Origin of the sequence: Rufibacter latericius (assembly GCF_003721515.1) — a bacterium.
In the GTDB taxonomy this organism is placed as follows: domain Bacteria; phylum Bacteroidota; class Bacteroidia; order Cytophagales; family Hymenobacteraceae; genus Nibribacter; species Nibribacter latericius.
Map to the genome: position 1 here is coordinate 173345 of NZ_RJJD01000023.1, position 24230 is coordinate 197574.

The window sequence follows — 24230 nt, forward strand, 5'->3', positions numbered from 1 at the left end:
TTTAGCGCTGACTAAGCAGGTGGTTTTTAAGCCTTCAGGAAGTTTTCCATCCAGGCATTTACTTTGTCGGGCTGTTCATGGTGCACCCAGTGGGTCGCATTTTCCAGGAAGAACAGTTGCCCATTGGTGCATTGCTCAATGCTAGGCAACGCCATTTCTGTCCCCAGAAACTGGTCTTGCTTTCCCCAAAGCATAAGGGTAGGAACGTCAACCTGGTGGTCAGCTTCAATCTTATTGTCTTTATAAGCCCGGTACCAATTAATCATGGCTTGCATGGCGCCTGGCTGTTTCCACGCTTCTTTATAGGCTTCTATGTCTTGCTTTGTAAACGTATCCGGCTGGGCAGAGCCTTTCAGGGTACTTTCCAACACTTTAAAATCAAAAGAACTGTTTACTGCTTCCGGTATCCAAGGGATTTGGAAAAAACCGGCATACCAACTCCTCAGCATCTGTTTCGGATTCTTGGTCAAGTGCTCGTGTGCTACCTGCGGGTGCGGCATGTTCAATATCACCAGCTTTTCAAAAAGTTGTGGGTGATGCAGCGCCAGGTTCCAGGCCACTCCGCCGCCCCAGTCGTGTCCCACCAGTACCATTTTCTCTGTGGTAAGTTGCGGGATAAGCTCTACAATATCCTTTGTGAGTTCGTCAATAGTGTAGGATTGTACGCCCTCGGGTTTGCTGCTGAGGTTATAGCCCCGCTGGTCTGGAGCCAACGCATGCCAGCCCTTCTCTGAGAAAAATTTTAGTTGGTTTTTCCAGCCGTACCAGAACTCCGGGAAGCCGTGCAGAAACAAGATTGTTTTCCCTTCCTGTGGTCCAGCCTCCGCTACATGAAGTTGGATGCCGTTGGTTTGGTAGTACTTGTGTTTGATATCCATACAGGGCTTTCTTGTTTCTTAGGCTTCTACGGGAAAGGGTAATTCTGTTTCTGTCCTGCTTTTCTAAAAATAGCCTTAAAACTACTCAATACCGTTCCCTCAAAAGACCTTATAGCGTCCGGAGGACCTGCGAGCGTCTGCGCCAATGGTTTTCTGTCTTGGTTTTAAAACTGTACAGGACTGTAACTCCAAACGGAAAGTGCAACCACAAGGGGTTGCCCCTACATAATCAGATACAGTGGAGACAAGGTAGAGCCTAGTCTCTACAATGTCTGCAAACAAGGTGACTCGGAAGTGGTATTTTTCAGATGTGGTTTCAGATCTTTTTTCAGAAAACAAGTTCTAAACGAAAAAAGCCCCTCCTCACCAAACAGGCAAGAACAGGGCTCTTCAAAACTATTATCGTTCTACGCAATACGTGCTACTTGATACTACCTAAAACAGCTGGTACTTAGAAAGCTCTTTTGACGGCAATTCTGAAGTTCCCATCAGGTACACGTCAATGGCGCGGGCGGCTTCGCGGCCGTCTGAGATGGCCCAGACTACCAGGGACTGTCCGCGGCATGCATCTCCGGCGGAGAAGATGCCGGGTACGTTGGTTTGCCAGTCGTTCAGCTTAAAGTTGCCGCGGCGGTCCAGTTCAAACTTGAAGTTAGACGTGAAGGCATCATGTTCCGGGCGCTCGTAGCCGATGGCAATCAAAGCCAGGTCACAGGGAAGGATGCGTTCACTGTTGGGTTTCTCAGTGTATTCAGATTGGTTTTTCCATTCCAGTTCCACCACGCGAAGGCCTTTCACGTGCCCGTTTTCATCAGCGATAAACTCTTTGTTCAGCCAGCCCCAGCTCCGCTCGCAACCTTCTTCATGGGAAGAGGAGGAGGAGAGCGTCACGGCAACTTCAGGCCAGGGGTTGGTAGGATGGCGCTCAGTGGAAGGCATGTAGCGGTACTGCAACTGGGTCACAGATTTGGCAAAATGACGGTTGGCGGTGCCAACGCAGTCTGAACCGGTGTCGCCGCCGCCAATCACCAGCACGTGCTTCCCAAAGGCGTTGATGTCGTTTTCAGGTGCTATCTGCGCTCCGTCTACGCGGCGGTTCTGCAAGCCAAGGTAATCCATGGCAAAATGGATGCCTTTTAAGTGGTTGCCGGGGATGGCAATGGCGCGGGGTTTCGTAGACCCAATGCACAGCAGCACGGCATCATACTTCCGGTACAGCTTCTTAAGGGTGGTGTCTTGCCCGATTTTGCGGTTGTACTTGAACTTGATGCCTTCGGCCTCCAGGATGGCGATGCGACGGTCAATGGTCCATTTTTCCAGTTTGAAATCGGGAATACCGTAGCGAAGCAGGCCGCCGGCTTTTTCGTCTTTTTCAAACACAGTTACCTTGTGCCCGGCTTTGTTTAACTGGGCCGCGGCGGCTAATCCGGCGGGGCCGGAACCTACTATGGCTACCTTCTTACCGGTTCTGTGCAGCGGCGGCTCTGGTTTCACCAGACCCAACTCAAAGGACTTCTCGGCAATGGATTTCTCAATGTGCTCAATGGTCACGGCCGGTTTGTTGATGGCCAGCACGCAGCTGCTCTCGCACGGAGCGGGGCAGATGCGGCCGGTAAACTCCGGGAAGTTATTGGTACGGTACAGTACGCGTATAGCCCGTTCCCAATCGCCTTCTGACACCGCATCGTTGAAATCCGGAATCAAGTTGCCCAGCGGACAGCCGTTGTGACAGAAAGGAATGCCGCAGTCCATGCAGCGGGAGGCCTGTTGTTTTGTTTTCTCCTCGGGGAAGGGGAGGTAAATCTCGTTGGAGTCGTTTACCCTCACCTTCGGGTCGCGGGTGCCGGGCACCTCGCGGTTATATTTCAAGAATCCGTCTGCTATTCCCATTACGCCAATATTCTTTCAGTTTCTTTATCTTTTAATTGCAGGGCCTTCTTCAGGTCGTGCGGCATTACTTTCCGGAAGTGGTCGCGGTGAATCTCCCAGTTTTCCAGGAACCCATGGGCCAGCACGCTGCCGGTGTAGGCCACGTGCTCCTGTAGTTTTTCTACAATCCAGAGCAGGTCTTCAGCATCTGGTTCTTCCAGGCCTACCATGTCCAGGTTCAGTTGGTCTACATGGTTGGGGTCTGGGGCGTAGATATAGGCCATGCCGCCGCTCATACCGGCTGCGAAGTTCTTTCCTATCTCACCCAGCACCAGCACTTTTCCGCCGGTCATGTACTCGCAACCGTGGTCCCCGATGCCTTCCACCACTGCCTCGGCACCCGAGTTCCGCACGCAGAAGCGCTCACCGGCCATCCCGTTGATGTACACCTTACCGGCCGTAGCGCCGTACAGCGCCACGTTGCCCGTGATGATGTGCTCATGGGCCAGGTATTGGCTTTCTTTGAAAGGCTGCAGAATCAGTTTCCCGCCCGAGAGGCCTTTGCCCAGGTAGTCGTTGGCTTCGCCGTACAGCTTGAAGGAAAGTCCCGGGGCTAAAAAAGCGCCGAAGCTCTGCCCTGCGGAGCCATAGAAGGTGGACCTGAAGGAGTCTTCCGGCAGGCCGTGCTTCCCGAAATTGCGGGAAATCTCATAGGAGAGCATGGTGCCCACGGCGCGGTCCACGTTGTTGATGCGGTACTCCACCTCGGTGTTACCTTTCTTCAGGTCCCGGATAAGCTTTTTGTCCAGCACTTTGGCAATCTCGTGGTCCTGTTCAATCTGCTTGTAGGTACCCACGTTTCTGGGCGCGTACTCCTGGAAGAAGATAGGAGAGAGGTCCAGATTTTTCAGTTTCCAGTGGTTCAGGTCGGTTCTGATTTTGAGCACCTGTGACTGGCCCACCATCTCGTTGATGGTCCTGAAGCCCAGCGATGCCATTATCTGCCGCAATTCCATGGCCAAAAACGTGAACAGGTTCACTACGTGGTCAGGGTCTCCGGTGAAAAGGGCGCGCAGGTCTGGGTTCTGGGTCGCGATACCCACCGGACAGGTATTCAGGTGGCATTTGCGCATCATGATACAGCCTTCGGTGATGAGGGCCGCGGTGGCCACGCCGTATTCCTCGGCACCCAGCAAGGTAGCCACGGCCAGGTCATAGCCGGTCAGAATCTTGCCATCGGTCTGCAGTACCACGCGGCTGCGTAGGTTGTTTTTGATCAAGGTTTGGTGTGCTTCGGCTAAGCCGATTTCCCAAGGCAAACCAGTGTGGCGGATAGAGCTCAGCGGGCTCGCGCCGGTACCACCATCCGCACCGGAAATCATGATAGCATCAGCTTTGGCTTTGGCTACGCCCGAGGCGATGGTGCCTACACCTGCCTCGGCCACCAACTTCACGTTGATGCGGGCTCTGGGGTTGGCATTCTTCAAATCGAAGATCAATTGCTTCAGGTCCTCGATGGAGTAGATGTCATGGTGTGGCGGCGGTGAGATCAAGCCTACGCCGGGCGTAGAGCAGCGCACGCGGGCAATCCAGTGGTCCACTTTGTGACCAGGTAGCTGGCCGCCTTCGCCGGGTTTCGCACCTTGCGCTATCTTTATCTGTATTTCGTCAGCGTTAGCCAGGTAGTGGCTGGTGACGCCAAATCGGCCGGAGGCCACCTGTTTCACACGTGAAATCTCAGAATCACCGTTCGCGTTCCTTATATAGCGAGCCTCATCTTCGCCGCCCTCGCCGCTGTTGCTTTTCCCGCCGATGCGGTTCATGGCAATGGCCAACGTGCTGTGCGCCTCATAGGAAATGGACCCGAACGACATGGCGCCCGTGGCAAACCGTTTCAGGATGGCCGAAACGGGTTCTACTTCGTCTAACGGCACCGACTGCCGCTTCCTGAATTCAAACAGGTTGCGCAGCGTAATGGCGGTTTCCTGCTGGTGCTCTCTAATAGACTTGGAGTACTCTTTGTATAATAAGTAATCGTTTAAACGGGTGGACTTTTGCAGCAGGTGAATCACCTTAGGCGTAAGCAAATGCTCCTCACCATCACGGCGCCACTGGTAATACCCCCCGGACTCCAGCAGGTTTTCCTTAACCGGATAGGCCGATTGGTGTTTGGTCAATGTCTCGCGCTCCAGGTCCTCAAAGTTCAGGCCTTCCAGACGGTTGGTAGTGCCTTTGAAGCATTTTGCAATCACTTCCTGGCTTAGACCCAGAATCTCAAATATCTGAGAGCTCTGGTATGACTGCAGCGTACTGATGCCCATTTTGGACAGGATTTTCAGCAAGCCATTGTCTACCGCGTAGATGAAGTTCTGGAAGTAATGGGTGTAGGGGTGCTTGTTGTCCAGTTTGTGCTGGTCGTGCAGGCCTTTGATGGTATCATACACCAGGAACGGATACACCGCACTTGCGCCATATCCAATAATGGTCGCGAAATGGTGTGTTTCCCAGGCATCACCGGCTTCTACTACCAGCCCTGCTTTGGTCCGGATGCGCTTTTCAATTAAGTGATGGTGCACGGCACCCACCGCCAGCAAAGACGGAATAGCCGCGCGTTGCGCCTGGATGTTGCGGTTAGAGATAATCAGGATTTTCTTTCCGGCGCGTACCGCGGCTTCGGCCTCCGCGCAGATGCGGTCAATCTCGCGTTGCAGGTTGCCGGTTTCGCGGGTAGAGAACGTGGCGTCCAAGGTTTCGTGCTCAAAGCCTTCTTCCTTCAGGAACACCAGTTTCTGGAACTCCACCGGGTCCATGACAGGCTGCGAGATATGGATTTGGCGGGTGTGCAGTTCGGACTCATCCAGGATGTTCAAGGACTCGCCCACGCGGGTGAACAGGGACATCACCAAGCGCTCGCGGATGGAGTCAATCGGCGGATTACTTACCTGCGCGAAGAACTGCTTGAAATAGTTGGAAACGTGCTGGCTTTGCTGCGAGAGTACGGCCAAAGGAGTGTCTGAGCCCATGCTGCCCACTGGTTCATAAGCGGTAGCGGCCATGGGTTCCACCACCATTTTCAGGTCTTCGCGGGTGTAGCCGTATGCTTTCTGGCGTTGGCGCAGTTCCTCGGGCGTGCAGGGTTCTAATAGCACGGCCGGCTCTGGGCGCAGGCGCAGTTTGATGCGGTTTTTCTGAATCCAGTCAAAATACGGCTTGTCGTTGCAGACCAGTTGCTTGATTTCCTCGTCCTCAAAGATGCGGTTCTGCGAGATATCGGCTAGAAGCATTTTGCCGGGCTGCAGGCGGCCGCGTTTGATGACGTCTTTGGGGTCCACGCACAGGGCTCCGGCTTCAGAGGCCATGATCAGGCGACCCTGTTTTGTAAGGCAATAGCGTACCGGGCGCAGGCCGTTGCGGTCCAGAGTAGCGCCAATCTGGGTACCGTCGGTGAAGAAAAGGGCGGCGGGGCCATCCCACGGCTCCATCAGGGATGCATGGAATTTATAGAACGCCTTTTTGTAGGTGTCCATGTACTCGTTGTTCTGCCAGGCCTCAGGTACCAGCATCATCATCACGTGCGGCAACGGTCTTCCAGAAAGGGTCAGCAGCTCCACCAGGGCATCCAGGTTAGCGGAGTCAGAATCCTCTGGGTTGGTGATGGGCAGCAGCCATTGCATCTCTTCCTCGGTGAACAGGGGAGAAGACATTAGCGCTTCCTTGGACTTCATTTTATTCACGTTCCCCCGGATGGTGTTGATCTCGCCGTTGTGCGCGATGAAGCGGAACGGTTGGGCCAGGCGCCAGTTGGGGAAGGTGTTGGTGGAGAAACGGGAGTGCACCACCGCAATCGCCGACTTGAAATCAGGATGGCGCAAGTCATGGTAATAGCGCTCCAGTTGGTCGGTTTTGAGCTGACCTTTATAGATAATGGTGCGGGAAGAGAAACTGGCGATGTAAAAGGTGCCGTTCTCGCCGCGTACGTTCTTGCGGGTTTCGTTGCTGATGAGGTTGCGCAGGACAAACAACTTGCGCTCCAGGTCCTCGCCTTTGATGGTAGGGTCAACCGGCTGCACAAACACCTGTTCAATGTAAGGCTCTACCGCTTTTGCTTCGTGGCCGGGAACCAGCGTGTTCACCGGCACCAAGCGGTAGCCAATCAGGCTTAAGCCTATCTTTCGCAGGCAGTTATTGAGCACTTTTCTGGATTTCTCCCGCAGTTCGTACACAGTCGGGAAGAAGACCATGCCAACGCCGTAGCTACCCTGGGGAGGCAGGTTGATGGCGAATTCGGCTAGTTCTTTCCTGAAAAACTCGTGGGGCAATTGCACTAAGATTCCGGCGCCATCGCCGGTCTCAGGGTCGCTGCCGGTGGCGCCTCGGTGTTCCATGTTTTTAAGCATGGTGAGGGCGTCTTTGACGGTGGCGTGTGATTTCTGGCCATCTAAATTGACTACACAACCAACACCGCAAGCATCGTGCTCTAACTCGGGCGTATACAGCCCTTTCGTATGCTTATCGACCTGATTCATTCCTTTGTTTGTCTAGTTTGGGTAGGGTGAATCAGTAATTTATCAAATTATTTTTAAGGTTTCAAGGCTTATGTTGAAAATAATTTAACGAACAAGTGTTAGTAGTATTAAAACTGCAACAATATTTCTGGTTTATTGCTTTGTTTTTAAAAATCGCCCTAAAAACAAGGGTAAGAATTGTAAAAATGAAAATTAGGGGAAATAAAATATTTTAACTGGCTGATCTGTAATCTGTTGTAGAAATGGCTTTCTAAGGAAGGCGGGAAAGAAAGAGGTTGAGGCCTCGGCTTTACGGCTGTTTTACTGAAAACAGGGGCAAAACAGGTTAAACTACTTTAGCTTAGATTCCTCGCGGGCTCGCTCCAGGAGGTAGATGAGCAGCAGCGCCAGCAGATTTACAGCCACGAAGGAAACCCCGGTGTTGGTGCCTAAACTGAAATGAAAGGAAGACAAGGAGAATCTGAACTTAAAGAGCCAACTGGCAAGGAAATCGATGCCCACGCCTATTTTCAAACCCGCCACATAGTTATACGCCAGCCCACCCATCCCGAAACTGAAGACCTGGAGCACCTGATTGATCAGGGAAAGGCTGTGTCCTTGGCGTTTGCCCCTCATCAGGGAAAAACCACAGAAGATGGAGAAACTGTACAGCAAAGCTGCCAACAAGATACCCACCCAGGTGGAGGTGGATGGATTCTGTAAACCGGGGATCAGTTTGAGGAAAAGGCCCAGTCCCAGCAAGCCTCCGGCCAATTGGTAAACGCCTATGATCTGGGAAAGGAGAAAAGGGTTTTTAGGCGAAGTTTTCGGTTTTTGCTTCATAAACGGAAGAATGTGTTTAGTAAAAAGCCCCGGCTCTAGGAGCCAGGGCTTTTCTGTTTGCTAACAAGAAAGAAACTTAGTGATGGTCAAAGTCAACGTCTCGGTAACGGGCCCGTAGATCGGCTAAGCCTTTTTTGCCGTAGGCCAGGCGGGTGATGACCACGTACAGCACCGGCACAATGAAGATAGCCAGGAACGTGGCCGCCAACATACCGCCTACCACTACCCAGCCAATGGTCTGGCGGGAAACCGCCCCAGCCCCGGAGGCCAGCACCAGCGGTAATACTCCCAAGATAAAGGCAAGCGAAGTCATGATGATCGGGCGCAGACGCAGCCGTACCGCTTCAATGGTAGCTTCTACCAGTTCCATGCCTTTGTCTACCCGCTCTTTCGCGAACTCCACAATCAGGATGGCGTTTTTAGCGGCCAGACCGATCAGGGTAATCATCCCGATCTGGGCGTACACGTTGTTGTCCAGCTTGGGCAGGAATGTCAGGGCCAGAATTGCCCCAAACATCCCCAGCGGAATGGCAAACAAGATGGAGAACGGCACACTCCAGCTTTCATACAAGGCAGCCAGCAAGAGCAATACCAGGATGATAGACAACGCGAAGATGTAGATGGTACTGTTCCCCGCAGCCAATTCCTCGCGGCTTAGGCCTGAGAAATCAAAGCCGTACCCGGCCGGTAAGGTCTGGGCGGCAACTTCCTCCAACGCCTGCAACGCCTGTCCGCTACTGTACCCCGGCTTGGCACTCCCGGAGATCTCTATGGAACGGAACAGGTTGTAGTGCGAGATCACCGCCGGGTTCTCTACCACTTTAGAGGTTACCAAGGCACTCAAGGGCACCGATTCTCCCATGCGGTTGAGGACGTAGAACTGGTTCAGGCTCTGAATGTCCATCCGATATGCGGTATCGGCCTGGGCTACTACCCTGAAGTTACGGCCGTAGCGGGTGAAGTCATTGATGTAGCGGCTACCCATGTACGACGACATGGTAGAGAACACATCGGTCAGGTTGATGCCTAGTTTCTTCACCTTTTCGCGGTCAACCTCTACGTGGTAGCCCGGGGTGCGGGTATTGAAGAAGCTGTAGGCCATGGCGATCTCGGGACGTTGGTTCGCGGCAGCCAGGAACTGACCCATCACGCGCTCCATCTCTTTGATATCACCGGCCGTGCGCTGCTCCAGCATAAAGCTGAAACCACCCGACTGACCCAGACCCGGAATAGCCGGCGGAGCCACCACAATGATGTTCGCTTCCTTAATGGCGGCGAAACGCTGGTTCAACTCAGCCATCACGCCCTGCAAGCGCATGGATTCATCTTGCCGTTGGTCCCATGGGTGCATCTGAATGAAGAACGTACCGCTGTTTGACTTGAACGAAAAGTTGATGGCGTTCAGACCCGAGATGGAAGTGGAGTTTTTGATGGCAGGCACATCGCGCAGAATCACCGCCATACGCTCCAGAATCGCTTGGGTACGGTTGGCCGAAGAACCCTCTGGTAATTCCACCGAGATGAACAGACGACCTTCGTCTTCCGTCGGGATAAAGCCGGTTGGTTTCTTCGCGAACAAGCCCACGGTACCTATATACAGACACAACAGCAGAATCAAGGCCAAAGGAGCCGCTTTGATGCTCTTGCGCACGCCACCGGAGTAAGACTCAGTAGTTCTGGCAAACCAATTGTTGAACCGATAGAAGAACTTGTTCAAACCTCTTGATTCTCGGTTCACCTTCATAGGCTTCAGCATGAGAGAGCAAAGCGCCGGAGTAAGCGTCAAAGCCACAAACGCCGAAATAAGTACCGAGATAGCGATGGTAATGGCAAACTGCTGGTACAGACGGCCCACAATACCGGGGATAAAGCCTACGGGAATAAACACCGCCGCCAGAATCAACGCAATGGCAATAACCGGAGCCGTGATGTCTTTCATCGCCCGCCGGGTTGCCTCCCTTGCGGAGAGCCCTTCATGGTCAATGTAGTGCTGCACGGCCTCTACCACCACAATGGCATCATCCACCACAATACCGATGGCCAATACGAACCCGAACAACGTCAACGTGTTGATGGTGAAGCCCAGCGGGATGAAGAAGATGAACGTCCCGATGATGGATACCGGAATGGCCAGGATGGGTACCAGCGTGGCCCGCCAGCTTTGCAGGAACAGGAATACCACAATAATCACGAGCACCAGGGCTTCTAATAGCGTGTGCACCACCTCATTGATAGACACCTCCACCACTGACACCGACTCAAACGAAACGATATAATCCACGTCGGCAGGGAAGTTTTTCTTTATTTCCGCTAAAGCGGCGTAAATACCCTCCGCGGTTTCCACGGCGTTGGAGCCCGGCGCCTGGTAGATCAACATGATCCCAGACGGGTTGCTGTTGATGGTCGCCTGGCGGCCGTAGTCAAACTGCCCGAATTCAATACGCGCTACGTCCTTGAGATACACCAGGGAACCGTCCTCGGGGTTGGTCCGGATGATCACGTTCTCAAATTCCTGCTGCGTGGCCAAACGACCACTTACGGTGATAGGGTACTGGAACGCCTGGGTATTACGCTGCGGCCTTCCGCCCACGGTCCCGGCCGCTACCTGCAGGTTTTGCTCCTGGATGGCGGTTACCACCTGGTTTGCGCTGATGCTGTATTGCGCCAGTTTATCGGGCTGCAGCCACAGACGCATACTGAAGTCCTGACCAATGGAGGTTACGTCACCCACGCCTTTCACCCGCAGCAACGCGTCTTTCACGTAGATGTTGGTGTAGTTGTCCAGGTACTGGATGTCGTGGGTTTTGTTGGGTGAGTAGATCCCCACCACCATCAAAATACTAGGGTTCCGCTTTCTAACGGTTACCCCCAGGCGGCGTACCTCTTCTGGTAAGCTGGGCTCGGCCACGCTGGCGCGGTTCTGTACGTCCAGGGTGGCGATGTCGATGTTCGTGCCTACCTCAAAGATCACGCTCATGTTCATCTGGCCAGTACTGGTGTTGGTAGAGGTCAGATAGGCCATGCCCGGCGTACCGTTGATCTGGGTTTCAATGGGCGTAGCCACCGTCTGTTCTACTGTCTGGGCATCGGCCCCGGTGTAGTTCGCTGACACTGACACCGTAGGCGGCGAAATATCAGGGTACTGAGTGACGGGCAAGTTCAACATGGCCAGGGTACCTACCAGCACAATCACAATGGAGATCACGATGGCGGTTATAGGCCGTCTTATAAATACTTCAGATATCATATGGTTTCTGAAAAAGCTCTTTAAAATAGATTATCTGGCGCCGGCTGGGGCACCACCGGCAGGCTGTGGCGCGCCTACCTGTACTTTCGCGCCCTGGCGCAGCTTCTGGATTCCTTCCACCACAATGACATCGCCGGCTTTCAAACCTTCACGGGCCACGATCTTGTCCTGAAAGCGGGTACCCAGCTGAATGTTCTGCTGCTGCACAGAATCGCCCTGCACTTTGTACACGAAGTATTCGCCCAACTGCTCGGTCACGGCTTTAAACGGCAGGGTCACCTGCTGCCCGATGTCCTGGTTCAGGACGTTCACGCTCACGGTCATTCCTGACACCAGTTGGCGGTTGGGATTAGGGAAACTCACCCGCACCGTGATGGTCCCGGTCTGAGTCCCAATGGCCCGGTCAATGGCCGTAAGTTTTCCGCCGTGCGGATACCTTGACCCATCAGATAAGGTCAGGGTGAAAAGCGAATCAGATTGTTTTCCTTGCTGCAGACGGTTGAAGCGGGGAAGCTCCTGCTCATTGATCACGAAGTCCACGCCGGTTGGCCCGTCTGAGGAAATGGTGTTGAGCAAGGTCTGCCCCGGGCTCACCTGCGATCCAATACGTACCTGAGAAATGCCTATGGTTCCGCTGAAGGGAGCGTTGATGATGGAATACCCTAAGTCTGTAGAAGCGCTGGCTACCTGGGCACGGGCTACGGCTACCTGGGCACGGGCGGTTTCCACATCGGCACGGGCGTAGTCTACCCGTTGGCGGGCAATGGCGTCCTGTTTGGCTAGGTTCTCGTAGCGTTCCAGGTCTTTCTGAACGCGGTTTAGGTTGGCCTGAGCACTGCGCACGTTCGCCTGGGCCTGGCCGTACGCCGCCTGGTATTTAGTACGGTCAATTTCGTACAGCTTCTGACCTTTGGTTACCCGTTGGCCGTCTTTCACAAAGATCTGAGTGATATAGCCGCTCACCTGCGGGCGCAATTCTACTTCGCTCAGGGGAACCACGGTGCCGGGGTAAGTGTCAGTTCCTACTACATTTTCCTGGCTAACGGTATAGGTATTCACGGGAACCGGTCCTCCCATCATGGGGCCTTGGGGTGCGGCGTCCTTTTTGCCGCAAGAAACCAACAGGGCACCAGACAGGGAAAGCGCCGCAAAAGTGGATAAGTGTATCTTCATTGTAATCTGTTTTTCTCTGGTTAATTAACGGCTATGGTACCCAGGGCGCGCTGCACGTCCAGTTTGCTGGAGAGCACGTTGTACAGGGCATTGTAGTAATTGAGTTGAGCGGTTCTGAGATCCGTTTCGGCCACAATCAGGTCCAGGTAGGTTTTAATGCCTTCGTTGTACTGGAGCTTGATCACGTTGTAGACCTCCTCGGCCAGCTGCACGTTGCTTTGCAGGGTAAGCCAGTCGTTGTAGTCGCTTTTGTAGTTGGCCAGGGCGCGCTGGTACTCGGTGTTGATCTGGCGCTGTACATTCTGAAGTTCCAGGTTCAGGTTTTCTTCCTGCAGCTCAGAGATGCGCACGTTCTGCAGACGTCTTCCTCCCTGGAAAATAGGGATGCCCACCTGCAGTCCTACGGCCGAAGTGGGGTATGACTGGCTGTAGATGTCTGAAAAGCTGGAGCTGAAGAACGTAGGGTTGTAATTGACAAAGGCCGAGGCCGTGGGTAGAAAGTTATACCGGTGGTAGCGGGTATTCAGGCCCTGGATCTGGCGTTGCGTCTGCACCTGCTGAAACTCCACCCGGTTGGCAAAGGTCACATTCTGGGTAGTGTCCACGAGGATGTTCTGCTGCATCTGGTTGTAGTCATACGCCAGCGTGAGCGGAGAATTCACCGGTAAGCCCATCAGCTCCTGAAGCACGGCGGTGCTGGCCTTAATGGCTTCCTGGGTTCTTTTGCGGTCGGCCCGGATGCTGTTGAGCGTAATGCTGGCCCGCTGGTAATCGGTTTTGTCTACCAGGCCCTGTTCGTATTGGGCGCGGGCATCGCGGTACTGTTTTTCCTGCCGGGCGATGTTTTCGTCCAGAATCCGGAGCTGCTCCTGGCTCAGGAGGATGTTATAGAACGCCTTGCTCACGTCTACCACCGTGTTGATTTTAGTGGACTGTGTGTTCAGGTCCAGGGCGGTTCTGGTAAAGCGGGCCGCCCGCGAGGCCAGCAGCAGGTCATTGCTGTAGAGGGTCTGGTTTGCCTGGAAGTTGATGTTGGACGTGAATTTCTGCCCGATGGTAATCACCTGGTCGCCAAACACGCTTTGGGGGCGTTTGATGTTGTGCGTAAACGCGTAATTGGCCGACACCTGCGGTAACCAGCCCGAAAGCTGCGCCCTGATCTGCCGTTCGCCAATCTCCTCGTCTATTTGCGCCTGCTGCACCTGGGCCTGGTTCTTCAACGCGTACTCCACGCATTGCTCCAAGGATAGCCGTCCAGCGGTGCTATCTGGAGTCACCTGTGCCCGCAAAACCGCCGGCGCCAGAAGGCAACCCAGCAGCAGAAGCATCAGATAGTTTGTTTTTCTCATAGGTACTAATTGATAAATAAAGGTAAGTGGGTGATTGTTTGAAGTTTATAGCTTACGGATGCTGTCCCAAACCATCTGGGCTAATTGGTTGAATTCTTTGTCTCCTAACAGCACTTTTTGGTCTAAGTGAACTTTGGCGGCCGTCATGATGCTGCTGTGAATCATAATAGCCATCAGCTTTTGGTCCAGATCTCGCAGGATTCCGTGCCTATGGCCTATCTCTATAAACTGCTTTATCTCATTCTGCACCCGCTCATTATGATCCTGAGGACACCGGGGGTAGTAGGGCGAATTCACAAACTGCTCCATGAAGAACAGCACATCGGGGTGTTGGATGTAGAACCGGCAACGGCTTATCCAGCGTAGGAAGAAGTTCTCCTTCAGGTCCATGTCTTCGCGCAGGCACATTCCCATGGCTTCCTGTACCCGGTACTGGGTGTAGGCGAACAATTCCATGATCAGGGTGTCTTTGCTGTCAAAATAATGGTAGATGGTACCGGCCGCTACGCCCGCTCTTTTTGCCACCATACTCATGGGCGTTCCGTGGAAGCCATTTTCTTTAATCAACTTCAGCGTACTCTCCAGAATCGCTTTCTTCTTCTCTGCAATAATCTCCAAGTTGTTTCTGTCTGTCTATTGAACGTTCATTCGGCGGCGCAAAGTAACGCAAATCAAAAGGAAGGATACAAGCTGGTATTTGTTTTATTCAATGGGTAGGCAAAAAGAAAGATAATTTTTGTTTGTAAGATATTGGTATTTAAATAGTTAATGTAATATTATCTTTTAGTTACCTTTGGGATACTTCCTGCCAATAGGATTTCCCATGTTCACCTATCTAGGGCCTGTTTTCAGGAAAACAGGCTCAAAAGGAAGTTTTAGGAAGAAGGGCAGGAGAGAGGGGCCAAGTGAATATTTGATGGTTTACTGAAGCTGGAAAGGCGAGTGGCACCGGTCACACCTGCAAAAGCGGGAAACTAGCACGTTCGTTAGAATCTTCTTGAAAAGCCTGTAAAAGAAGTTTGGAATTTTTTGCCCCATTTGAAGGAGGTAGGGGATGGCTGCCCGGACTGATCTTGGCAATTGCATTTCGTAGGGCCAATCCCTTGTGGTTGTCCTCGCTCTTTGCCAAAGCTGTTGGTTCTTCAAACGGAATTATCATCCCCCTACCCCCTTCAAAGGGGGACGGTGTGTGTGCGAATCTCGGGAAGGAGATGTTTTTGTAGAGATGAAGTCTTAAAAGAATTAATTTAACCCGAACTTCTGTTTCGGGGCTGGTTTCAATAAAACATGCCCGAAACAGAAAAGGGGTTAAGAAACGCGGTCTTGTTCCAGAATGTGCTGGACTATCTTTTCGGCGTGGTCGCGGGAGTTCTCGATGAACCAGAGGTGGGTGTCCATGCCGCCGCAGACCACGCCCGCCAGGTACAGGCCGGGCTGGTTTGTTTCCATGGTCTGGGTGTTGTGCTGCGGGTACAGTTTGTCATCTGGGGAGAGTTCCACGCCGAATTTGCGGAGCAGGTCAAAATTGGGTTTGTAGCCGGTGAGCGCCAGCACGAAATCAGTTTCCAGGGTAACGGGCCCCTCGGGCGTGTTGAGGTCTACCTCGCCGGGGCGGATGGCCGTGATGCAGGAGTTGAAATGCGCTTTGATGCTTCCTTCCTTGATGCGGTTCTCCACGTCGGGCCGAACCCAGTATTTCACCCGCCGCCCGATCTCGGGTCCGCGTACCACCATGGTGACATCGGCGCCTTTGCGGTACGTCTCCAGGGCGGCATCCACTGACGAGTTACTGGCCCCAACTACCACTACTTTCTGCAGTGCATAGTAATGCGGGTCTTTGTAGTAATGGGTCACGTGCGGCAGGTCTTCGCCGGGAACGTCCATTAGCGCGGGCAGGTCATAAAAACCCGTAGAGACAATCACCTTGCGGGCATGGTAGGTTTCCTTGGTGGTTTGCACCTCAAACCGCTCTCCGGTTTTCTGCACTGAAAGAACTTCCTCAAACAGGCGCAGGTTCAGGTGGAACTTGAGCGTTACCCGGCGGTAATACTCCAAGGCCTCGTTGCGGCGGGGCTTCGGGTTGTCTGACATGAAGGGTACTCCGCCAATCTCCAGTTTCTCAGAGGTGGAGAAAAACGTCATGGTGACCGGGTAGTTGTACAGCGAGTTCACCAGAGCCCCTTTGTCCAGGATCACGTAAGAGAGCCCGGCTTTTTGGGCCTCAATGCCACAGGTCAAGCCGATGGGGCCGGCCCCGATGATCACAATGTCGAATTCAGAAGGAGTACGCATGGCGTAAAGGTAAGGAGTGATTTTAGGATTGAGTAATAGGGAATGTAACCTGATAGCAGATGAGGTTGGGGAATTGGGTGAGTGATTCTACGGAAAGCTCCTGAGTAGAGTAATACGGGAGATTTGTCCTTTGGGCTTCTTTTCCTCAAAACGCCCGTAAAGCGCAACCTATCCTCTTGGTAGCTTATCCATGCCTTTTTACGTACTTCGGCATTTTAAATTGTTGGTCTGTTTGAAGGCTTTTTCCGTAAAAGCAGCCCGAAACCATCTGGTGTGAACGAGAAGAATTTCCTCAAAGGTACAAGGTCGGCGCTCTTGCGGGCGAAGAACGTATTACTTTCAGGCATTCATTTGTGTTCACCCACGAACCCCATCACGCAGTCACACCTCAAAGAATGAACAGGAAAGTCCGGGAGCTACAGTACTTTTTCTTCAGCCAGAACTTTTATGACGGCATCCGCACCACCGTAGCGGCGCTGCTGCCTTCTTTGCTGTTTTCGCAGATGGGCCATTTTGAGACGGGAGTCACCATTTCCTTGGGAGCCATTGGGGTGAGCTTGGCAGATTCGCCGGGGCCGGTGCTGCACAAACGCAACGGCATGCTCATCTGCATGGGCATCTGTACCCTTATGGCTTTGGTCACGGGATTTGCGCGGATGCACGTGGTCACGCTGGGGCTGGCCATTCTGGTGAGTTGCTTTGTGCTTTCCATGCTGCTGGTGTACGGTATGCGGGCCTCGTTCATCGGGTTGGCCGGGTTGCTGATTTTGGTTTTGACCATGGACCGGCCCTTGGAGTCGATGCAAGTGGTGCAGTACAGCGGCCTGGTCATGGCGGGGGGCAGCTGGTACATGGTATTGAGTTTGCTTTCCAACCGGTTCATGCCGTATCGGCCGGCCCAACAGGCGTTGGGCGAGTGCATCCGGGAAGTGGCTGTTTTCCTTCGGCTGAAAGCGTCTTTCTACCAGCCTTCCTCTAATCTGGAGGAGGGCTACCGGAAAGTAATTACGCAGCAGGTGCTGGTCAGCGAAAAGCAGGATGCCCTGCGGGAACTGCTCTTCAAAAGCCGGCAAATGATGAAGGAATCCACTACCACCGGCCACACGCTGGTGATGACGTTTGTAGACCTGGTGGATCTCTACGAACAGGTCACCGCCATCCATTATGATTACAGTAATATCAGAGAGAAATACGGACCCACCGGAATCCTGCCCGAGTTCGCCGACATGATCACCGCCTTAGCCGACGAGTTGGACAACATCGGGTTTGCCATTCAGGCCAACTTATCGCCTAAAACCAAGCTGGATTTTACCGGAAAACTGGACCGCCTCAAAGCCCGCATCGATGCGCTGGAGGAACAAGTAGGGCATACCGGCCACCTGGTACTGAAGAAGATTTTGGTGAATATCCGGTCTATTTCACAGCGTCTGTCAGACATCAGGTCGTACTACTCAGAAAACAAACCCGATGTGCGGCAGAAGACCCGAAACCTGGAGTTCGCGCAGTTTGTCTCGCACCAGACCCTTGACCCCAAGCTGTTCTGGAGCAACCTCACCATGGAATCCTCGGTGTTCCGGTTCTCGGTGCGGGTGGCCGTGGTGGCGTTGTTTGCCTACATTCTCACCAAGTTGTTCCCGTATGGGCAGCACAGTTACTGGGTCCTGCTCACCGTCATCTTCCTGCTCAAACCCGCTTTCAGCCTCACCAAACAACGCAACAAAGAGCGGGTCATCGGGACGTTAGTGGGCGGAGGTTTGGGGCTGTTGGTTCTGTACCTGGTTCCGGACCAAAGGCTTCAGTTTGTGTTTTTGCTGGTGTTCATGACGGGCTTCTACAGCGTGCAGCGCATCAACTATAAACTGAGCGTCATTCTCATGACTCCGTTCATGCTCATTCTGTTCAGTTTTCTGGGCGGCGGAGGCCTCACCATTGTGCAGGAACGCGTGATTGACACGGTGGTGGGCTGCGCCATTGCGTTGGCGGCCACGTATTTTGTGTTTCCTAACTGGGAATCAAAGCAGGTAGGCCGGTTCCTGAAAAGCATGGTGCAGGCCAACCTCAAATACCTGCAGGTGCTTCATGACGGGCTGGCCGGAAAAGAGGTGCCCGAGGTGCAATACAAACTGGCCCGCAAGGAAGTGTATGTGAGCGGGGGTAACCTGGCTGCTGCGTTCCAGCGCATGGCCGCCGAACCCAAAAGCAAGCAGCGGCACCGCGAGGAAATCTACCAGTTTGTGGTCCTGAACCATATCCTTTCTTCCTACATTGCTACCATCGTCTCGGTTAGAATGCAGCGGGAGCCCGTCACGTATCCTAAAAGCATGCTGAAAGCGCTTCGGCGCGCCTTGTTTTCCCTCACCGAAACACTGCACACTCTAGACCCCAGCCTGCAGGTTCCGGAGAGCAGTCCCCAAGCCATTGAACCCGAGATTCCTGAAAAAACCGAGCTTACCTCAGACGATCTTTTGCTTTTGGAGCAACTGGAATTCATCAGGAAAGTAGCCGCTGACCTAACTAAAATCGCGCATCAGCTTCAAGGGGAATAAGGAGGAAAGCCTTCTAAACGGATTCCTTTCCGTAAAACCTAGTACACGTAGCTACCCCAAAGGATGTCGGCTTTAGGGGTATTTTCCGAAAAATAGGCCTAAAACAGGCTTACGGCAGAAGGGGTTTAACCTGTTCGTCCTTTTTTATGTATATACATGAAGTGGATACCTGTATTTCCCAGCGCCCTTGAAGGGATTGTTATTTCCGGCTTCTCAAAACCTAACCCATAATCACATTACCATGGCAACTATCAAATGGTCTACAGACCCCATGCACAGCGAAGTGCAGTTCAAAGTAAAGCACTTGATGATCACCACGGTGACCGGTTATTTCCAGACCTTCAACGCCGAGATGGAAACTGAGACCGATGATTTTACCACGGCTACCAGCATTATTTTCACCGCCGATGTGAACTCCATCAATACCAACAACGAACAACGCGACACCCACCTGAAATCAGCGGATTTCTTTGAGGCCGATACCCACGGAGAAATCCGGTTTGTGGGCAACCGCTACGAAAAAACGGGGGAAGACTCTGCCCGGCTCCACGGCGACCTGACCATCAAAGGCACAACCAAACCCCTGACCCTGGAGGTTGAATTCGGGGGCATGGTGGTAGACCCTTACGGACAAACCAAGGCCGGTTTCACCTTAAGAGGAAAGATCAGTCGCAAGGAATTCGGGCTTACCTGGAATGCGGTCACTGAGGCGGGCAGCGTGGTGGTTAGTGATGAAATCCGGTTGAACGCCGAGATCCAGTTAGTGAAGCAGGGGTAATTTCCTGCGTCTTCCTTAAAACAGAACAAGGAGCCAACTAACAAAGGCTCCTTGTTCTGTTTGGCGCCTTTGGAGTTCTTTATAGAGGCATTTCCTAATATTAAGCAGAGTCTTGGAAAAGAGACACTTGTGATTATTCCGTTACAATGTTTTAATTTTCTGTTAACCTTGTGGTAATGTGCACGTACTGTCCTAAACTGCTTGTCTGGAGCAGTAGTTTAGCTATAGCGTGAATGGGAATAAAAAATACATTCGGGGTGGAGATAATTCCTGATAATGACACAGATAGGGTAAAAAGGCTACATGATTACCAAATTCTAGACACTGAGACCGAGGGTCCGTTTAAGCACATCGCGGCCCTGGCAGCCCACATCTTCAAGGTGCCCATTGCTTTGGTTTCGTTTGTGGATGCTGAGCGGGTCTGGTTTAAGGGAAACGTGGGCATGGAAGAAGTACGCCAGGTAGACCGGGGCGCTAGTTTATGCTCTTTGTCCATCATGCGCCCGGAAGCCACCATTTTTGAAGATGCCCTGAAAGAGCCCTGCCTGCTGGCCAATCCGCTGGTAGCCGGGGAGTTTGGCCTTCGGTTTTACGCCGCCGTGCCCATTACCACCTATGACGGATATAATCTGGGATCGGTCTGCATCGTGGACAAAGAACCAAGGGCTTTTTCCCTGGATGACCAGATAACCCTGGAGTACATGGCCAAGTTGGTCATGGATGAACTGGACCTCTGGAGGTGCCAATTATACGTGAACAATTCTGTCAATTGATTTAAGCCTCTTTTGCTTAAAACAACGCTAAAAGCCTGTGCATCTGGGGTGCACAGGCTTTTAGCGTTGTCGTTTTGAGGTAGTTTGGAGATAGAAAGAGGCGAATGGCTATCCTATTGCTTTTCAGGAAGTAAAGTCAGAGTAGGCTTTGTTTTACCAGCTTTATCTTTATATTTTTGTAAAGGCGTTAGGCAAACCTCTTCCTTTGCCGCTGCGTTTTAAAAATACCAAAATACCTGTCCTGTCCTTATGGAAAATGCCCTCGCTATTGCCAATTACTTTATCAAGAAGTCATTTGACACCGGCGAACCCGTGACCAACATGAAACTAGTGAAACTGGTGTACATCGCGCATGGCTGGTACCTGGGCTTATCGGGGCAGCCGCTGCTCACCGAACCCGTGGAAGCTTGGAAATACGGCCCCGTGGTGCCCTCGGTGTACTATAGTTTCAAGGATTACGGCGGCGAGGCCATCCGGCAGATGGCGACCACGGGGGGAGCTACCCACGAAACAGGCTCCGTGCCGCTCGCAGACGCTGAGCTAGTTCCTTTCCTGGACAAGATCTGGGAAGTGTACGGCCAGTTCTCCGGCGTTGATTTATCGGCCATGACCCACCAGGACCACACGCCCTGGAAGAAGGTCTGGGATACCCAAGGAAAGCACAGCAACAACGTCATCATCCCCAACGATCTCATAAAAGAGTATTACCAGAAGCTTGTCAATGCCCCCCATGCAGCCCAGTCAGCCTAGCAACTCCTCCTCAAACCTAGACTTGGGTGCCATCAGGGCATCACCTCCGCCGCAGGCAGCCTTACGAAAAGCCAAAGAAGAAGATGAGTGGTTTGCCAGCGACCGCCGCAAACGCGAGCACCAGCGGGAACAGGGAGCCAGAACCATCATCCACTGGGCCATTCAGGGCAACATCATTGTGGCGGGCGTTATCATCGCGATCTGCATTGGCGTACGAGGCTTCCACCTGATCGCTGCCGAAGAATGGAAATGGCTGACCAAGGAGCAGATTGATTTACTGGACAACCTGGCTAAATACGCCGGGTCCGGCGCCGTAGGTAGTTTGCTTACCCGCTATCTCACCAAGAATGTGGAAGGTTCAGGTCCTTCGTAACGAAGGATGTTTTAAGGCTGGTTTTAGAAAACGAGCACAAAAAAGGAGAGCCGGGCAGCTCTCCTTTTTTGTGCTCTAATTTGGCAGAATTCAACCGGTACAACACTTTGTGCATCCTTCAAAGGCTGACGAAGGGAAACGCCTATTTCAGCAATTCCTCCACGTGTTTCTTGATGTTGAGGCAGATTTGATCAAGCGGAAGGTCATTGTCGTCGGTGCCGAAGGGGTTTTCGATTTCTTCGGCAATCAGTTCCAGGCTGGCCATGGCGTACAGAATCAGCATGACCACCGGAACCACAAAGTAGCCCATACTATAAGCCCAGCCAAACGGCAAGGTCATGACATAAAAGAAGATGAATTTCTTGATGAAAACGCTGTAGGTAAAAGGAATAGGAGTGTTCTTGATGCGCTCACTGGCACCGGTGACTTCGGTGAAGGTTCTGATTTCCTGATCCAGCACCATCAACTGTCCCGAGGTGAGGGTGCCGGTTTGGTGCAGTTGGTTTACCTTTTGGTACATGGCCGCAGCAATCTGGTTGGGCATGTGTTCTTCGGGGTTCAAATCCAGCACGGGATCAAAGTCCTGAAATTCTTCATTCTGCCGAAGTGAATTCTTAAGAGCCAGGGCGAAGCTGGGAATTGTTTTCCTGAAGAAAAGCCGGTCACCTGCATCGGGAAGGCTGGCCTGCAGTTTCAAAGCCAGGTTACGGGAACTGTTGGTGAGGCTGCCCCAGATTTTACGGCCTTCCCACCAGCGGTCATACGCCGTATTCGTCCGGAATACCAACAACAGGGAAAGCACGAAACCCAAAACACTGTGCATCAACCCTACATTCCTGAGATGATCTGAAGAGACCAGTTTGATATAGTTCAGTTCAAAGTAGGCGATGGTGCCAGAATAAACCCCCACCGCAAACAAAAGCGGTAACAACCGGCGAAACGTGTCTGACTTTGAAAACCGGAAAATGAAGATGAACCAGTCTTTGGGGTTGTAATTGATCATGGCAAATGCGCTCCTAAGGTGAAGGCCAATTAAAATAAATTACTTATCCTTTGCCGTAAAGATAGAAAGGAATGTAAGGCACCTTCGGGTTTACAAAAAAGACTTGATGGCGGGTTTTCTGCTTTCTGGGCGATTTCCCAAAAGAAGCCTATTTTCAGGAGACAAAAAAAGTGAGTCCTGCCAAGAAGAAATGACAGGACCCACGGATGAAAAGAAGAATCTACGCGATTAAAAGCCTAATCCTAAGGCGAAGCTTAAGGGAGTTTTGGCTAAAGAAGATACTTTGGTTGCCCTTCCAGTGGTCAGGTTGATTCTATAGATACCGGAAGACCCTCCGGTCTGAAGCAAGGCCAAAGCCCTGCCGCTTACGCCGCCAATGTCAAAGCCGTTGTTTGGGCCCGTAGCGATGCCAAGGCTACCGACCAATACCTGGGTTCCGGTATTAGGTGGGTTTTGCAGGTAAAGGGCATCTCCCCCAAAATCAATGTTGTACAAAGCGGTAGTAGTGGCCCCGGCAAAATTGTTGGTGTACGCACTGGCATCTACCATGGGAGTACCGGGTTTTAACGTGCCGTCTACAGCGGCTACCATGCCGGTTATAGGGTTCAACCTTAGGTTCTGGCCGGTGTTGCTCACCACCCTAATCCTATCTACGATGGGATTAAAATCAAACCCGAAGAAGTTGCCAGATAGGGCAGGGGTAAAAGGTTCGCCCACGGCGGTGAACGCCGCAGAAGCCAGGTTAACGGTGTAGATCCGGTTGGTACTGCCCAGGGCGTAGAGCTGCGAAGTGGCGGGACGCATGTCAATGCCTAACACTTTTTCGCCGGGTTGCAGGCCGGTAATGGGTTTGGAAATAACCGTAGCTGCAGCATAAGGATTGAAGATGAGCAGATTGTTACTGGCATCTACTCCATAGGCCACTGGGTTGGTAGGAATGGCTACCCCAATGATGGTACGGTCTGTTTTGCCTAGGTTCCTGGCTTTGCCGGTGGCAAGATCAATGGTGTAGAACCGGTACTTGTTTCCGTTGGAATCTTCCTTCTGGTTTTGTGAGCCACCGCCCCGGCCGTACAGAGCCGCAATGGCCAAGGAATTGTCTGGGGCTATGTCAAAGCCGCCTTCGCCCACCGCCTGCACATTCAATCGGCCTACTTCCACCAGGGTACCGGCATTGGGTGGATTTTGGATATAGAGTTTATCGGTTTTTACGTCTATGTCATACAGGGTGGTAGAAGTTGCCCCTGCCATGCTGTTGGTGTAGGCCACCGCCACTACTTCGGGGTTGCCGGGGTTCAGACTCCCGTCAATGGATACCACCGCCCCGGTTTCTGGGTTCAGGCGCAGATTTTGGGTTTCATTTGTGACCAGCCTAATGCGGTCAACGGTGGGGTTGAAGTCAAACCCTACCTGGGTTCCGTCAATGGCAGGAGAGAAGGGAGCAGTACCCACCTGGGTCGCAACCCCGGTGTTCTGGTTGATGACATACAGGTAACTTTGGTTACTTACCCCATAAAGCTGCCCGGTTGCCGGTCTAAAATCAATAGCCAATAGTCTTTCGCCGCTTCTCAGGCCCATAATGCTGACAGCACCCGCTTCCTGTATCCTTCCGCAGGTGCTGTACTTTACCAGTTGGTTATTGTTGGTTAGAGCATAGAAGGTAAGGTCGTTCTGAACTCTCGCTTCCTGGAGCGCAGTAGCGTTCAGTTCTTCCTGAGATTCCAGAACATCTTCTGTACAGGAAGTGAACAGGGTGGAGAAGGAAAGCAGGCCGGTAGCCCAGAAAAGGAGGTGGTTAGTTTTTTTCATTTGTGTATAGGTCTAAGTTATTGGATAACAGGACCTACGAAG

The 24230-nt window shown here is 52.6% G+C and carries 16 protein-coding genes; 5 read left to right on the forward strand and 11 right to left on the reverse strand.

Annotation, left to right across the window (positions count from 1 at the left end):
* Positions 1–26: 26 nt before the first annotated feature.
* The 9 genes from EFB08_RS22395 to EFB08_RS22440 form a co-directional block, all read right to left on the reverse strand.
* Positions 27–878, reverse strand: a complete 852-nt coding sequence (locus EFB08_RS22395; RefSeq protein ID WP_123129221.1) for an alpha/beta fold hydrolase — start codon at positions 876–878, stop codon at positions 27–29.
* A 435-nt stretch (positions 879–1313) separates the two neighbouring features.
* Positions 1314–2768, reverse strand: a complete 1455-nt coding sequence (locus tag EFB08_RS22400) for a glutamate synthase subunit beta (protein WP_123129222.1) — start codon at positions 2766–2768, stop codon at positions 1314–1316.
* A complete protein-coding gene (gene gltB, locus EFB08_RS22405) occupies positions 2768–7273 on the reverse strand; it encodes a glutamate synthase large subunit (RefSeq protein ID WP_123129223.1) in 4506 nt (1501 codons plus the stop codon). The genes EFB08_RS22400 and gltB overlap by 1 nt, the downstream gene beginning before the upstream one ends.
* Positions 7274–7603: 330 nt before the next feature.
* The gene (locus EFB08_RS22410) at positions 7604–8095 is read right to left on the reverse strand and encodes a hypothetical protein (protein WP_123129224.1); all 492 of its coding nucleotides are present in this window, start codon (positions 8093–8095) and stop codon (positions 7604–7606) included.
* Between the two features lie 76 nt (positions 8096–8171).
* Positions 8172–11342 carry an efflux RND transporter permease subunit gene (locus tag EFB08_RS22415; RefSeq protein ID WP_123129225.1) on the reverse strand — a complete coding sequence of 1057 codons (3171 nt, stop codon included), beginning with the start codon at positions 11340–11342 and terminating at the stop codon, positions 8172–8174.
* A 30-nt stretch (positions 11343–11372) separates the two neighbouring features.
* Entirely contained in the window at positions 11373–12515 is a 1143-nt protein-coding gene (locus EFB08_RS22420; protein WP_123129226.1) for an efflux RND transporter periplasmic adaptor subunit, read from the reverse strand.
* A gap of 20 nt (positions 12516–12535) precedes the next feature.
* On the reverse strand, positions 12536–13864 hold the full coding sequence (locus EFB08_RS22425) for a TolC family protein (protein ID WP_123129227.1): 1329 nt from the start codon (positions 13862–13864) through the stop codon (positions 12536–12538).
* A gap of 45 nt (positions 13865–13909) precedes the next feature.
* The gene (locus EFB08_RS22430) at positions 13910–14482 is read right to left on the reverse strand and encodes a TetR/AcrR family transcriptional regulator (RefSeq protein WP_123129228.1); all 573 of its coding nucleotides are present in this window, start codon (positions 14480–14482) and stop codon (positions 13910–13912) included.
* Positions 14483–15172: 690 nt separating this feature from the next.
* Positions 15173–16156, reverse strand: a complete 984-nt coding sequence (locus EFB08_RS22440) for a YpdA family putative bacillithiol disulfide reductase (protein WP_123129230.1) — start codon at positions 16154–16156, stop codon at positions 15173–15175.
* Positions 16157–16551: 395 nt separating this feature from the next.
* Between EFB08_RS22440 and EFB08_RS22445 the strand changes: the two genes are divergently transcribed.
* The 5 genes from EFB08_RS22445 (at position 16552) to EFB08_RS22465 (ending at position 21376) form a co-directional block, all read left to right on the forward strand.
* The gene (locus EFB08_RS22445; RefSeq protein WP_123129231.1) at positions 16552–18702 is read left to right on the forward strand and encodes an FUSC family membrane protein; all 2151 of its coding nucleotides are present in this window, start codon (positions 16552–16554) and stop codon (positions 18700–18702) included.
* A gap of 241 nt (positions 18703–18943) precedes the next feature.
* Positions 18944–19480 (forward strand): YceI family protein, encoded by a 537-nt coding sequence (locus EFB08_RS22450; RefSeq protein ID WP_123129232.1) that lies wholly within the window; start codon positions 18944–18946, stop codon positions 19478–19480.
* Between the two features lie 233 nt (positions 19481–19713).
* The gene (locus EFB08_RS22455) at positions 19714–20253 is read left to right on the forward strand and encodes a GAF domain-containing protein (protein ID WP_227006440.1); all 540 of its coding nucleotides are present in this window, start codon (positions 19714–19716) and stop codon (positions 20251–20253) included.
* A 249-nt stretch (positions 20254–20502) separates the two neighbouring features.
* Positions 20503–21003, forward strand: a complete 501-nt coding sequence (locus tag EFB08_RS22460; RefSeq protein WP_123129233.1) for a Panacea domain-containing protein — start codon at positions 20503–20505, stop codon at positions 21001–21003.
* Positions 20984–21376, forward strand: coding sequence for a hypothetical protein (locus EFB08_RS22465; RefSeq protein WP_123129234.1), 393 nt, complete (start codon positions 20984–20986; stop codon positions 21374–21376). The genes EFB08_RS22460 and EFB08_RS22465 overlap by 20 nt, the downstream gene beginning before the upstream one ends.
* Positions 21377–21518: 142 nt before the next feature.
* Here EFB08_RS22465 and EFB08_RS22470 read toward each other — a convergent pair whose 3' ends face one another.
* Both EFB08_RS22470 and EFB08_RS22475 read right to left on the reverse strand, forming a co-directional pair.
* Positions 21519–22379 (reverse strand): bestrophin family protein, encoded by an 861-nt coding sequence (locus EFB08_RS22470; RefSeq protein WP_123129235.1) that lies wholly within the window; start codon positions 22377–22379, stop codon positions 21519–21521.
* Positions 22380–22607: 228 nt separating this feature from the next.
* Complete coding sequence (locus EFB08_RS22475; protein ID WP_123129236.1) at positions 22608–24188, reverse strand: DUF4394 domain-containing protein; 1581 nt, start codon at positions 24186–24188, stop codon at positions 22608–22610.
* Between the last annotated feature and the right edge of the window lie 42 nt (positions 24189–24230).